Raw genomic sequence first — 14,519 nt, 5'->3', positions numbered from 1 at the left:
TCTACCTCGTCTGTAACGAGGCTGGCCGAAGGGCCTTTTCCCTTCTTTTACCAACCTCGCTCCACGAGATTCAGGGCGAAGGCTTTTCCTGATGTAGCGGCATATGTGGCGCTTCTAAGAATCTTAGAGGGGGCAGGGTGGCTGCCCAAACAATGCGTAAAATTCGGATTAGCGCGACCCTAAGAAACCTACCGATCGAAACTGGCGGCAAAATCAATCTTCTTTCAGGCAATTCAGTGCATTGAAGCCAAACGAAATTGTTGAGGAAGACTCTGTGGCAAATCTGAAACGCCGGTTGAATGGCGCGATGCTTTTGATTGGCGCCGCTGCGTGCGCGCTTGCTGGATGCGGCGGTGGCGGATCCACGGTGGCATCTACGCCTGCCCCGGTTTCTGGGCCTGCGCCGACACCTACTCCATCGCCGACTCCCACTCCAACTCCAACTCCAACTCCAACTCCAACTCCCACGTCGTGCGTCCCCAACTGCGATCCGGTTGCTCCGCCGGAAGGCTTCATTATCACCCCGTCGCACCTGCAGCCGCAGCGCTCGGAGCATGACGATCAGGAATACCGCCGGAACTATGCCTCGGCAGAATTGATCAACGGCCTGTTCGCCCTGAACAACAACTGGGATGGACGAGGCGTTCTGGTTGGGGTGCTGGATGACGGAGTTTTGCCGACGGGCGAAATGGAAGGAAAGGTCGATAAGAATCTTAGCCGAGATTTTGGTTACGATTCCGAGGATGATGTTCGGACCTTTCGCACCGGCGATGCCCGGTTCGGCGATCAAAACTCGGTTCACGGAACTCCGGTCGCCGCGATTATCGCTGCGCGCAATGATGGCCAAGGCGTCCAAGGCCTTGCTCCAGGTGCGACGATCGTCTCCTTACGCATGGATGGCGTAATTGATGGTAACAGGGTTGTCGGAATCGGGCGCGCCGAGGCAATTCGTTACGCTGCCGACAACAATATCCCGTTGGTCAATATGTCGATGGTGAACAGCGGCGTCAGCGTAGCGACCGAATTCCGGGATGCAGTAACTTACTACAACCAAGCGGCGAAAGGGCTGCTCATCAATTCCAATGGAAACAGTGGAGGCGCCAATCCGATCAACGTCATCGATATGGATCCGATCTCTTCAGAAAGCTGGCTGTTCGTTGGCGCGCTGATTTCGAACCCTGATAATCCGACTTACGAAATTGCCGGATATTCGGAGCGTTGCGGAACCATGATGAACCGCTGCGTCGTTGCACCGGGCTTCAATGTCACCGTTATGGTTGATGGCAACGATCAGCCGTTTCAGGGCACCAGCTCAGCGGCTCCGGTGGTGACCTCGGTTGCTGCCATGATCCTGTCGAAGTGGCCGCAGCTGACGGGCGTGGATGCCGGCAACATCATTCTCAACTCCACTCGCGATATCGGAGCTCCCGGCGTGGACGAAATCTACGGTCGCGGGCTGGTCGATGCCGAAGCTGCCTTGAAGCCGGTCAATCCCATGCTTTCGAATGGCACTGCCACCGCATCGGTCAATAACACCGTCATGGTGATGGGCAATGCCTTCGGCGGCCTTGGGGCGGCCTCGGTCAAGAGCGCCTTGAGCGATGTGACCGTGCTCGATGACTATGGCCGCGATTACCAGGGCGATATCTCGAGCATGGTGGTTCAGCCAGCGGCTGTCGACAATCTGCGGATGAACCGCCGGGTCGAAGCGCAGATGAATGCCCGCACGGCAGGCTTCGTCAGTCCGCAGGGCTCGGCAGTCGTCGGCGTTACCGCCTTCGATACCGGACTGCGCGATGCCGGCGGTGTTCCGGTGCTGCAGAACCAGCTGACCAATGCCCAGATTGCGGTTCGGGTGAACGAAGGCCTGTCGGTTACCGGCGGGTTCAATTCCGACAACAACGTCACAGCTGATATCTTCGGCTTGGCGCCAACCTCGGATGCGATGTTCGCCTACTCGCCGCTCGCGCAGACCAGCGTCGGTGTCAGCCAGAAGCTTGGCAAGGGCAAGCTGGCACTGTCCGCCTATACGGGTGGTCAGGACAATATCGAAGTGAACGGTGCGACGCTCCAGTTCAAGCAGGGCGCAAGCTCGGTCAAGCTGGGGATGATCGACGAGGTCGGTTCGGTATACGGCACCCCGGTGGGTGTCGGCATGCTGCGCTTCGGCGATGGGGCTCGCACCTACTTTATCGAGGCAGCCAGCGGCTTTGATCTTGGCAAGTGGAGCTTCGACGGCTTCGCCAGCGTAGGCGGCACGCGTCTGCGGCTGTCGGATAACATGCTGCTGACCGATGCGCAGATGGTCACCAGCGGCCGGTTCGGCTTCATCGCCAGCCGCCCTGCACTGGATGGACGGATCAGCTTCGGCCTTGCGCAGCAGCTGACGACGCTCGGCGGCAATGCGACCTTCACCGTGGGTGACAGCTACAGCCTCGATGCGCGCGGCCTGTTGTTCCAGGATCGCAGGGTCTACCTCGCCGGCGAGATCGTGCCGCAGTTCACGATCGGCTATGAGAAGTTTGGCGAACATTCGAGCCTGCAGATCGGTGCTGCCAGCGATGCTCAGGCGCGCGATGTGCGCGGCGTGGCAAGCTGGAACATCAAGTTCGGGGGGGCGCGCTGATGCCGTCCGGAACCACCGTTACAGAACGGGCTAGATTTGAAGGCCACGCCAACACTAGCGATAGCGAGCATCCACTTACGCTGTTGAAGGCGGCATTCGCCTGCCTTGCCGCTGGGTTACCTTTTACGGTCAGCACTCCCGTCTTGGCGCAGCACATGAACGACCCTTCCGCTGCCTGTATGGAAGCCGGGTCGCAGGTCGACGTGAAGATATGCCTCGCAGGTTCTTATGAACGCGCCGACGCTGAATTGAACGAAACATATCGGCGCATCATGAGCGCACTCGACGAGGCGGAGAAGACAAGCCTTCGAGCCGCACAGCGTGCGTGGGTTACCTACCGCGACAAAGCTTGTGAGGCCGAGGCCGAACCATATCGCGGATACTCCGGTGAAGGCACCGCACGTTTGGCGTGCCTTGAAGCAGCGACCCGTCAGCGGACCCAGTTCATGAGGACCGGACTTTGGTGGAAAGTTGAGAAATTCTTGGAGTGAAAAAGCCTCCTTTTCGGTTCTCGAAGTTAAAGAAGGAAATTCCCATGAAGTTCGTCTATCTCGTCACAGCCGCGCTGCTTATTTCGTCTACCTCGGCCCAAGCACAAACACTTTTTGACAGTCTGAGAGGTCTGAAAAAAACGGTTGAGGAACTGGAGGGCAACTTATCGAAAAAACCGGCACCGAGCACGGCGCACCGCGAAGCGAGCACTAATGTCGCAGACGAAGCGAATCCCTTTCAGGGTGAGCGCCGATACGATGTGAGTTCGTTTGACGTCGCTGGTATCAAGCTCGGCATGACACCGGATCAAGTTCGATCGATTTTGAAGACCAACGGCTTTACCTTCTCGGAAGAGAAGTCTTGGCGGTCCTTTGCAGATCTCGCAGCCCGTGAAGCCAAGCGCCTGAACCAGCCCGTCCCCAGCATAGCCTCGTTGCAGGGAACCGACAAAATTTCCGGCACAGATAGTAGTAGGAATAAAGTTGTTATCTCGTTCATTCAGCAGAGAGGTGGTTCAAGCGTTTCGAACGTGATTCTGTATTTCGACACTAATACGAATGATGTCCGAAATTTGGAAAACGACATTTTCCAGCGATATGGTCTGCCAACCAGCAAATGGATCGGTGCACTCGGCTCGCGCTGGTGTGATTACCAGCGTTCCGGGATGTGTCAGCCTGATGTTGTTAAAGAGGCGCCAGTGCTAAAATATGTTCCGCAGGGGATTAGCTTCTGGCTCGAATTGACCGACAGCGTGGGCCTTCATGCTCGGCGTGACGCTGAAATTACTGCTCTGTTCGATGCGCCAACCAGTGATCGGCAACGCCGGCTGCTCGGAATGTAGGCACCGTTATGAGCAGCCGGGACCAGCTTGACCTTGAGCTACGCCCGGCCCGTGAATGTGAAAACAACCCAATGCTCTTGTTAAAAATCGATGTTCTTGTGATGTTCCGCTCATAGTGTCTCATTCGATTCGGCAAGCCAAGCGCGACGGCCTCGCATTCACGGTGAGGGTGATGGATCGCATCCCGGGTCATGGCCTTGGCAAGGTTCTTGATCAAATGTTTGGGTGGCTGCGTGAAAACCTGCCCGTGCAAAGCTTTGCTTGCCACAGTGCGCCGGGCATCGCTTGCAGCACGGCGGTGTTCTACTTCCGAAATGTCGATATGGCCCTAGCCTTCATGCAGGCATTTCCTGAGGCGGAGCTTGCTGATGGTTCGACATCATCGGCACATCGACAGCTGTGAGGCGGGCGATAAGGCGTGATCGTCCAACCATCTAGACTTACGGAAATTCAAACTGCCGACATAGCGTCGAATGCTATAGCTTTTCTCGGCTTCGCGGCGAGAAACGGCTTTGGACGACAGCGCCATCTTATTGCGAATGGCGTCTCGAAAAAGTCTTAGAACCGCTTGGCTGAAAACGTCTTGTTACCCTATGCATCGTCCATGAACCCCGTAGAAATCGGCGATGCCATAACCGAACTTGCCCAGCAGCCGTTTGATGCTGCCGAGTTTCCGTTCCAGTTCCTCGCAGCGTTCGGTAACAAGAAGACCGCGATCGATCGCCTGCGCGCCGGCAACACCAACCAGTCCGACGTTCCCGGGGGCGTGCTTCAGCGCAGCCACATCCATATCGCTGCCTGCGGCCCCAGCACGGTGAACGATACGCTCACTGCACTGCGCGCCAGTCCCAAGACCGCAAGCCAGAAGGCCAAATTCATCCTCGCCACCGATGGCGCCGAGTTCCATGCCGAGGATCTCACCACTGGCGAGACGGTCGCCTGCGATTATTCGGACTTCGCCAACCATTTCGGCTTCTTCTTGCCGCTGGCTGGCATCACCACCGTCGCGCAGCTTCGCGAAAGTTCGTTCGACATTCGCGCGACCGGCCGGCTCAACAAGCTCTACGTCACCCTCCTCCAAGACAATCCCGAGTGGGCCGCGACCGAACGCCGCGCGGACATGAATCATTTCATGGCCCGGCTGATTTTCTGCTTCTTCGCCGAGAATACTGACATCTTCGCTTCCGGCTACAAGTTTACTGAAACGGTTGAGCGGATGAGCGGCGGCGGGGCGGACAATACCGCCGAGGTGATCCAGGAACTGTTCCGCGCCATGAACACGCCCATCGCCGAACGCGCGGGAGCGGGCATCAAGACTTGGGCGACCGGCTTTCCCTACGTCAACGGCCAGCTTTTCAGCGGCAATATCGACGTCCCCCGCTTCAGCCGCACCGCGCGCGGATACCTCATTCACATCGGCAACCTCGACTGGATCAAGATCAACCCCGACATTTTCGGCTCGATGATCCAGGCGGTGGCCGATGATGAGGAGCGCGGCGCGCTCGGCATGCATTACACCAGCGTGCCGAACATCCTGAAGGTGCTGAACCCGCTGTTTCTCGACGATCTGCGTAGCCATATGGAGGAGGCAGGCGACAACGCGCGCAAGCTGCTCAACTTGCGCAGCCGCATGGCCAAGATCCGGGTGTTCGACCCGGCTTGCGGCAGCGGTAACTTCCTCGTGATCGCCTACAAGGAGATGCGGTCGATCGAGGCTGAGATCAACAAGCGGCGCGGCGAGCCCGATCGCCGCAGCGAGATCCCGCTCACCAACTTCCGTGGCATCGAACTGCGCGATTTCCCGGCCGAGATCGCGCGGCTGGCGCTGATCATCGCCGAATACCAGTGCGACGTGCTCTATCGCGGTCAGAAGGAGGCGCTGGCCGAGTTCCTGCCGCTCGACAGCCAGAACTGGATCACCTGCGGCAATGCCCTGAGGCTCGACTGGCTGAGCATCTGTCCGCCAACCGGGACGGGGGTGAAGGTGCGGGGCGATGACCTGTTCGAGACGCCGCTCGACCAGTCGGAGATCGACTTTGAGAACGCTGGGGGTGAGACCTATATCTGCGGGAACCCGCCTTATCAGGGCAGCGTAAATCAGACTGCCGAGCAAAAGGAGGATATGGCGAGAATATTCGAGCGATACCTAAAAACCTACAAAGACTTGGACTATGTCGCAAGTTGGCTGGTCCGGGCATGCGAATATGGCCTGCAATCTGAAGCGCGAACCGCTTTCGTATGCACGAACTCTATCTGCCAAGGCGAACAGGTCGGCATGCTTTGGCCTATTGTATTTAAGACAGGCCACAGGATTTCATTCGCGCATCATTCTTTTTTGTGGAGCAACAACGCTGCGAATAATGCAGGCGTTACTTGCATAGTCATTGGAATTTCAAACAAGCCTTCTCAATGCGCTGCTCTCTATGATGGCGATGTAGTTCGCAATGTAGACGAAATCGGTCCTTACCTGACTCCGAACTCGACAACTATCGTGCAAAAACAATCGCGTTCCCTAGCGGGGCTGCCAGAGATGGTTTCGGGTAACAAGGCAACTGATGCTGGGAACCTTATCCTATCAAAGGAGCAGCTGATCGATCTCTTGGCGGCCCACCCGGAAGCAAGAAGGTTCGTCAGGAGGCTTGAGGGTGCCAAAGAGTTTATCCGTGGTGAGGCGCGTTGGTGCCTATGGATCGACGATCAAGACGCTGCGATAGCAGATGAACTATGTCACATCGCTCGACGGTTGGATGCTGTGAAGGCGTCACGTTCGGAAAGTCGAGGTAAACAGGCCAACGATGCGGCGAAGTCACCGCATCGTTTTGTCTATGCGCCGCATCGAGCGGGCTACTCGATTTTGGTCCCGAGCGTGTCCTCAGAGCGCCGTGAGGTCCTACCGTGTGGCTATTTTGATGAAGGCACGGTGATTGTCGCTCCGAACCTTGTAATCTATGACGCACCTACTTGGTGCCTCTCACTTGTGGCGTCCCGCCTCCATTTGGTTTGGATTGCTACTGTCTGCGGCAAGCTTAAGACCGACTTCCGCTACTCCAACACACTCGGCTGGAACACCTTCCCGCTCCCCAAGCTGACCGAGCAGAACAAGGCTGACCTCACGGCTTGCGCCGAGAACATCCTGCTCGCGCGCGAGGCGCACTTCCCCTCCACCATCGCCGATCTCTACGATCCCGAAGCCATGCCCGAAAACCTCCGCCACGCCCACGAGGAGAACGACGAGGTTCTCGAACGCATCTACATCGGCCGCCGCTTCAAGAACGACACCGAACGGCTGGAAAAGCTGTTTGAACTTTACACCAAGATGACCGGCAAGGGGAAAGCGGCGTGACGCGGATGCGGGATGGGGGTGCCGCATGAGCAGCCTTACGGACGTTGAAAAGCGTTACCTCGAGAAAGTTCTCGCGATGGGCAAGGGCTATGTGCTGGACTATAGCGATCCGAAGTTTGCGTCCTTTTTCAGGGGTTTTGGGGTCGACATCCATGGTAACAGATATCAGACATACGGCTCGTCCAAGGCCAATAAGATGCGCTCCTTCTGGGAACAAGAGCCGGACGTTCTGGTCGGGAGGGTGCTCGGCGAAATGCTGGACGGCTTTGAAGCCGACTGCAGTTTGAACAATCGCGAGCTCGAAACTGTTGCGTTAGAGAAAGCGCGCGAAATCGTTGCAAGGCTTTCAGGCGTGCCCGCACGCGCGAAGCCCGTTCAAACAGAGGACGATTTTTTAGCTCGTGATTTTGCGATGCCCAGCATTCAGAAGCTGCCGATCGAAGGGCAGGTTGTGCCGGTAATCGAGAGCCGTTTAGCTGAGGCACGGATCGCGATGGGTGCAGGTGCATACCTTTCGACCATATTTCTCTGCGGAAGTGTTCTGGAGGCAGTTCTTCTAGGGGCTGCTCAGCGTGCTCCAGCAAGCTTCAATCGTGCCCTAGCCAGTCCGAAAGCGTCGGACGGGACCGTAAAGCGCCTCCATGACTGGAACCTGGCGCAGCTCATTGACGTTGCATGCGAAGTTGACCTGCTGAAGCCAGATGTAAAAAAGTTTAGCCACGGCTTGCGGGACTTTCGAAATTACATCCATCCTTTCGAACAGATGCTGTCCGGTTTCACGCCAGACGAGCACACCGCTAAGGTATGTCTGCAAGTCCTAAAGGCGGCACTAGCCAGCGTCGCTGGGGAGAGGAAATGAACAAAGATGCAGAAGCCTTGCCCGCCAAATCAGTCCAGACCGCGTGAAGCCGTGCCTCGGCGAAAGCGGGCCAGATGGGCGTTCGCTCTATGCAGGAGTGCACCTGAAGCGAGCGTGGCGAGCAATAACCGTTGAGCAAGCTGGCGCCAACCTCGGACAAGTCCCGCGCGCTTGTTCATCGCGCTCGATAAGCAATTCGATATCTACATAAAAATGACCGATAAAGAGAAAATGGCGTGAGTGATGATACTGACCTCGACCGGCTGGAACGCCTCAACCGTCTGCGCGAAACAGGCGCACTGACGGCTGAGGAATTTGATGCAAAGAAGCGGGAAATCCTGTTCGCCGTTAAAGAACCGCCGGCTGCCGTGCCACGCTGGCTTACTTGGGCTTTCGGCATTGTCGCGCTGGCTGCGTTAGTCGGAGCTGCAGCGCTTTGGAGTCGCTCATCCGGAACCGCTGCGTCATCCAGCCAAGGCTCTGCGCTTGTTGCTGCCGCGCCGGCCCCGGAGATCGAACTGGAACCCGCGCAGACTGCCGAAGTGTCAGCGCCTTCAGCGGCCGAGCTCTTGGCCTTCGCCACGTCGGAAAGCATCATCGGGATGACCCCCGCGTTTCTCGAGCAGAAATTAGGCATCCCGAAGGAAAAGCGGCCGACCTCGCTCGTATATGATGTCGGCGGTTGCACCATAACCTACTGGTCCGAAGACGATGAGGTGACCACGTTCTTCTTCGATGTGGCCCGATCGTGTCGGGTCAACGTGAGGGGAACACGTGTTGGTCCCGACACTACGTTCGGCGACATCCTCCGTCGGAGCGATTGGGGCGCCTTGACCGCAACATGCCTCGCCAATTGCGGGAATGCAGCGGATCCGACAATTGATCTGCGATACCGCGCCACACGCCTCAACAATGACATCGGCATCAGTTTCTCGTCGGACTACGACCAGTCCAGCGACGCACTTAGTCTTTGGGAAAAAGCGGTGCGCCAACAGCGGGGGCTGGACGAATACGCGCCGACGGACGACAGCGATGCCTTCAACTGTGCGATAGATCCGCCAGAAAACGTGGAGCGGCTTGCAACCCGGCTGAAGGTCGAAACCGTTTGGGTTGTCCAAGGTGAGTTTGGCGGATGTTGAGCATCCTGATTTGGCAGACCGGATTTTGGGGAGGCAGTGCATGAGCAAGACGCCGGGCTGGGATGCCAAGGCCATCAGTGACATCGCCGCGCGCCACTATGACGGCTTCGCTGGCATGTTCGAGAAGCACGAATGGCCCGAGCGCGGCTCAGACATGATGCGCAAGGTGCAGACCCGGGTGAAGGAGACCTACGGCAGCATTGATGCCTTTGTCGCCAAGCATGACGTTAACTGATTTATCTCGAGGGGGGCGCACCGCGTGGAGGCACGTAACAAGAAGATCGACGACTGGTTCGCGATGATTAAGCAGGGCCAGCTCGTGCTGCCAAGGTTCCAGCGGCACGAGGCATGGCGGCAGGCCCAGGTCGTAGGATCTCTCGAGAACATTCTCCGCGACCCCCCCTTGCCGATCGGGGCGCTGCTCACTCTGGAGGTAGGCGACAAGGAACTGTTCCATTCACGCCCGATCGTCGGCGCGCCAGAAACAGGCGGGAAGGTGATGCTGCATCTGCTCGACGGGCAGCAGCGCATGACCGCGCTATGGCGTAGCCTTACGGGCGATTATCGCCGCGACGGCATCGATGTTGTTGTTAAACTCATACCGGATGAAGAAGACGGCGAGGGCGCCCTCGATGACGAGGCGATCGATGCGCCGAAGGTCGAGATTCTGAAGCGATGGGATCGCAAAGGGGTGTTGCAGCCCGTCTGGGCGAACGACCCGGTCACGATGTTCGAAGAGGGCTATATGCCTGTTGCACTTCTTTGCCCCGGCGCACAGGGGGAAGCCTCGCTGGAAGCCTGGGAAGACGCATTGGACGACGCAAAGCTGCTCACTAAGGCATTGACGAAGCGTGTGTCAGCACTGCGCCAAAGGGTTAGCAGCTACAACATACCGTTCTTGTCGCTGTCGTCCACGACGGGCCGCGACACCGCTCTTGACGTCTTCATCAAGATGAACACGTCGGCGACGCCCTTGAAGGATTTCGACATTGTCGTTGCCCAGCTTGAAAGTGCGACTGGCGATAGCCTTCATGACATGGTGGAGGATTTGGTTGCCTCGGTGCCAGCCGCGCGGGATTTCGGACGCATCGAGGATATCATCCTGTCGGTTGCCGCACTGCTTATGGAACGCCCGCCGCTCAAGAAAACCTATCTGGATACATCATACGGCGATGAGTTCGGGTCCGTCTGGGATCGCCTGAAGCACGGCTTTAAGCACGGGATCGCGTTCCTGCGGTCCGAAGCCATCCTCAATGAACAATGCCTGCCGACCGAGGTGGCGGTATATCTGACCTGCGCGCTTTGGGCTGATGTGCCGGAGCACGGTTTCGATAACGGCGGCAACGCCAGAACACTCATCCGAAAGGCACTTTGGCGCGCTTGCTACACAAATCGCTACGGCAAGACTTCTGCGACCCGCGCCTATGCGGATTACAGGATTTTGCGCGACATGGTTGCGGGCAAGGCCGATCCTGGATGCGAGCTCTTCGATGAAGTTTTCAACCCCCTGCCTGCGAAGGAAGAGATGGTCTTGGCCGGATGGCCCGGTCGCAGGGACCGCTTGCCGCGAGCTTTGTTGGCAACCGGTCTCCGCCGAAGCGCACTCGATTTCGCGGACGGAGCTTCGATCACACCCGACAATTTTCATGGGCGCGAGTTCCATCACCTTTATCCGGTCGGTGTGCTGAGCGGCGATCGTGCCGACGAAAAAGTGAACAGGGCGCTTAATTGCGCGCTGATTAGCTGGACCACCAATCGCAAGGTAGGCGCACAAACGCCGTCCCACTATATCGCCAATCGAGCTGCGAAAGCCTCGTTGGGCGAAAATGTCGTCCGCCAGCGGCTTGAGAGCCATCTGATCCCCTACGATGCGCTGATTGGCGACGAATATGACGGATTTTTAATGGCACGGGCGGAGCTGATGCACGCGGACATGATCAATCTTTGTGACGGGGCGTCGCCACAATGACCACTTCCAAACCTATCCCCGCTGTGTCGTTCCAGACCGCACGCAGCGGCGCCTCGACCAATGCGAACGAGATGGGCATGCGCCCGATGCAGGAGCGCGCTTATAACAAGCGCGGCGAGCAATACCTGCTGATCAAGTCACCGCCGGCCTCCGGCAAGTCGCGCGCATTGATGTTCATCGCGCTCGACAAGCTCCACAATCAGGGGCTGAGCCAAGCAATTATCGTGGTGCCGGAGAAATCGATCGGCGGAAGCTTCGGGGATGAACCGCTGTCACAGTTCGGCTTCTGGGCCGACTGGAAGGTCAAGCAGAAATGGAACTTGTGCAACACGCCGGGCGCGGATGACGAGAAGGCGGATCCATCCAAGATTAAAGCTTTAGGCCAGTTTCTCGATAGCGACGACCAGGTGCTGGTCTGCACGCACGCTACGTTCCGCTTCGCCGTGGACCGCTTCGGAGTAGAGGCGTTCGATGATCGCCTGATCGCGGTGGATGAATTCCACCACGTCTCGGCTGGCGAAGACAACCGTCTCGGCAACCAGCTCACCGAATTCATAGCCCGCGACAAGGTCCATATAGTTGCGATGACCGGCAGCTATTTCCGCGGCGATGCAGTGCCGGTGCTGAGCCCGGAGGACGAAGAGAAGTTCGAGCCGGTTACCTACACCTACTACGAGCAGCTGAACGGCTACGAGCACCTGAAGGCGCTCAATATCGGCTATTTCTTCTACACCGGTCGCTATCTGGAGGCGATCGAACATTGTCTCAATCCCGTGCTGAAGACGATCGTTCACATTCCCTCGGTGAATGCGCGGGAGAGCACGAAGGACAAGGTGAGCGAGGTCAACGAGATCCTCCATTATCTCGGCAAGTGGCAGGGTGCTGATCCAATCACCGGTTTCGAACTGGTTGGCTTGCCTGACGGCCGAGTGTTGAAGGTTGCTGACTTGGTGGATGACAGTGATCCGGCTCGCCGCACCAAGGTGCTGAGCGCGCTGAAGGACCCAGCGCACAAGAACGACCGCGATCACGTTGACATCATCGTCGCGCTGGGCATGGCCAAGGAAGGTTTCGACTGGATCTGGTGCGAGCATGCGCTCACGGTCGGCTATCGATCAAGCCTCACCGAGATCATTCAAATCATCGGTCGCGCCACTCGCGATGCGCCGGGCAAGGCGGTCGCAACCTTCACGAACCTGATCGCCGAGCCCGACGCATCGGAAGCGGCCGTTGCTGACGCGATCAACGATACGCTGAAGGCGATCGCAGCCAGCCTGCTGATGGAACAGGTGCTCGCGCCCCGCTTTACTTTCAGCCCGAAAAGCGCCGGACCGCTCCCCGATTTCGACTACGGTCCGGAGGGCTATCAGGAGGGTAAGGCGAACGTCGGCGTCAACGAGGAGCGCGGCCAGTATCATTTCGAGATCGCCGGGCTCGTCACGCCAAAATCGCCTGAGGCCGCACGGATTTGCGATGAGGACCTGAACGAGGTCATCGCTGCCTTCGTCCAGAAGAAGTCCGTTGCCGAGCGCGGAATGTTCGACGAGGAAACGCCGCCGCAGGAACTCACCCAAGCGGCGATGAGCGCGATCGTTCGCGATCGATACCCCGACCTGAGCGCTGAGGATCAAGAAGCGGTGCGGCAGCACGCGATTGCCGCCCTCAACCTGACCCAGAAGGCGAAATCGCTGGCGATGGCTGCGGCCGATCTGAGTGACGGAGAGCAGCGTGCGAATACCGCATTGCTGGAAGGCGTGCGGCAATACGCAATGGATGTCCGCGAACTCGATATTGACCTGATCGATAGCATCAACCCGTGGCAGGCTGCTTATACGGTTCTGGCGAAAGCGATGAACGAGGGCACCCTCAAGCAGGTGCAGGCTGCCATTGCGGCTAAGCGCACGAAAATTAGTCCTGAGGAAGCTCGGGAGCTGGCTGCTGCGGCCGTCCGGTTCAAGAAGGAGCGCGGGCGTCTGCCCTCGGTGACCTCGGCGGATGCGTGGGAGCAGCGACTTGCGGAAGGCGCAGCAGCCTTTATGCGCTTCCGCGAAGAGGGCCGTTATGAGTGAATTCAATCTGGACGATCTGGCTGACGAGTTGGCCGATTTCGCCCCCGCCAAGAAGAAGCAAGCCGCCTACACGCCTCGCGAAGAGCGGATCATCGCGGGGTTTGAGGATATCGTCCGGTTTTTCGATGAACATAGCCGCGCGCCGCAACACGGCGAGGATCGTGACATATTCGAGCGCCTCTATGCTGTGCGTTTGGATCGGATGCGCGCGCAGCACGATTGCCGAGAGTTGCTGGCGGCCTTCGATCAGCATGGCTTGCTGAACGCACCAGCAACGGCGTTGGCTGACGAACTGGATCTGGACATAGACGACCTCGCCTCAGAGCTGGCCGGGGCGGGCGAGGGGGAGGACATAACCCAGCTTCGCCACGTTCGCTCGGCAGAGGAAAAGCGGGCTGCCGAGGAAATCGCCCGGCGGGACAAATGTGACGACTTCGACAAGTTCAAGCCGCTGTTCGAGCAGGTCAAACAGGATCTGGCCTCCGGCGCTCGCGTTACTCGGGCATTCGAGCTAAAGGCTGAGATCCGGCCTGGAGCTTTTTTCATCGTCGGCGGCCTTATCACCTATGTCGCCGAGATGGACGAGATCTTTACGAACGCACAGGGGCGCACCGACGCGCGGCTGCGCGTGATCTTCGACAACGGCACCGAAAGCGGCATGCTAATGCGCTCTCTCCAGCGCCAGCTGCACGACGATGATGCTGGACGCCGGATCACCGATCCTTCACCGGGTCCGTTGTTCGCGGATCGGTCCGAGGATGGGGAGGCAGAAGCTGGCACGATTTATGTGCTGCGCAGCAAGTCCGACCATCCGTTCGTAACGGAGCACCGCGAGGTTGTGCACAAAATCGGCGTCACGCGCGGATCAGTCGAAGCTCGCATTTCCAGTGCCGAGAAGAGCTCGACATATTTACTAGCCGGGGTCGACGTCGTCGCCACATACAAGGTCTACGGCGTGAACTGCCAAAGGTTGGAAGCCTTATTGCACAAGGTATTCGCTGCCGCTCAGCTCGACCTGTCAATCCCTGATCGGTTTGGCCATATGGTAAAACCGCGCGAATGGTTTGTGATCCCGTTGCAAGTGATCGACGAGGCTGTCGAACGAATACGCGACCGCTCAATCACATCCTACCGATACTCGCCAGCCGCTGGGCGATTGATCGCAGGCCAATGAGCTGACA

The 14,519-nt window shown here is 58.2% G+C and carries 11 protein-coding genes; all 11 read left to right on the top strand.

What is annotated here, in order from left to right:
- The first annotated feature begins 241 nt into the window (after positions 1–241).
- The 11 genes from Q0L48_RS14115 (at position 242) to Q0L48_RS14065 (ending at position 14,512) form a co-directional block, all read left to right on the top strand.
- Positions 242–2,626, top strand: a complete 2,385-nt coding sequence (locus Q0L48_RS14115) for a S8 family serine peptidase (RefSeq protein WP_296722008.1) — start codon at positions 242–244, stop codon at positions 2,624–2,626.
- Between the two features lie 155 nt (positions 2,627–2,781).
- Positions 2,782–3,117 (top strand): lysozyme inhibitor LprI family protein, encoded by a 336-nt coding sequence (locus Q0L48_RS14110; RefSeq protein WP_296722005.1) that lies wholly within the window; start codon positions 2,782–2,784, stop codon positions 3,115–3,117.
- Positions 3,118–3,161: 44 nt separating this feature from the next.
- Entirely contained in the window at positions 3,162–3,959 is a 798-nt protein-coding gene (locus tag Q0L48_RS14105) for a hypothetical protein (protein WP_296722003.1), read from the top strand.
- Positions 3,960–4,131: 172 nt separating this feature from the next.
- Positions 4,132–4,362, top strand: coding sequence for a hypothetical protein (locus tag Q0L48_RS14100; RefSeq protein ID WP_296722002.1), 231 nt, complete (start codon positions 4,132–4,134; stop codon positions 4,360–4,362).
- Between the two features lie 201 nt (positions 4,363–4,563).
- The gene (locus Q0L48_RS14095) at positions 4,564–7,302 is read left to right on the top strand and encodes a DNA methyltransferase (protein WP_296722000.1); all 2,739 of its coding nucleotides are present in this window, start codon (positions 4,564–4,566) and stop codon (positions 7,300–7,302) included.
- Between the two features lie 25 nt (positions 7,303–7,327).
- Positions 7,328–8,161 (top strand): hypothetical protein, encoded by an 834-nt coding sequence (locus Q0L48_RS14090; protein WP_296721999.1) that lies wholly within the window; start codon positions 7,328–7,330, stop codon positions 8,159–8,161.
- Positions 8,162–8,397: 236 nt separating this feature from the next.
- Positions 8,398–9,300 carry an SHOCT domain-containing protein gene (locus tag Q0L48_RS14085; protein ID WP_296721997.1) on the top strand — a complete coding sequence of 301 codons (903 nt, stop codon included), beginning with the start codon at positions 8,398–8,400 and terminating at the stop codon, positions 9,298–9,300.
- 40 nt (positions 9,301–9,340) lie between these two features.
- Positions 9,341–9,535, top strand: coding sequence for a hypothetical protein (locus Q0L48_RS14080; RefSeq protein ID WP_296721995.1), 195 nt, complete (start codon positions 9,341–9,343; stop codon positions 9,533–9,535).
- Between the two features lie 24 nt (positions 9,536–9,559).
- The gene (locus Q0L48_RS14075; RefSeq protein ID WP_296721994.1) at positions 9,560–11,269 is read left to right on the top strand and encodes a DUF262 domain-containing protein; all 1,710 of its coding nucleotides are present in this window, start codon (positions 9,560–9,562) and stop codon (positions 11,267–11,269) included.
- Positions 11,266–13,338 (top strand): DEAD/DEAH box helicase, encoded by a 2,073-nt coding sequence (locus Q0L48_RS14070; protein ID WP_296721991.1) that lies wholly within the window; start codon positions 11,266–11,268, stop codon positions 13,336–13,338. Before Q0L48_RS14075 ends, Q0L48_RS14070 begins: the two co-directional genes overlap by 4 nt.
- Complete coding sequence (locus Q0L48_RS14065; protein ID WP_296721989.1) at positions 13,331–14,512, top strand: GIY-YIG nuclease family protein; 1,182 nt, start codon at positions 13,331–13,333, stop codon at positions 14,510–14,512. The genes Q0L48_RS14070 and Q0L48_RS14065 overlap by 8 nt, the downstream gene beginning before the upstream one ends.
- Positions 14,513–14,519: the final 7 nt, after the last annotated feature.

This window comes from Erythrobacter sp. (assembly GCF_024305245.1).
In the GTDB taxonomy this organism is placed as follows: Bacteria; Pseudomonadota; Alphaproteobacteria; order Sphingomonadales; family Sphingomonadaceae; genus Erythrobacter.
Note: the sequence above shows the minus strand (reverse complement) of the source record. Positions and strands in the feature narration are given on the sequence as shown.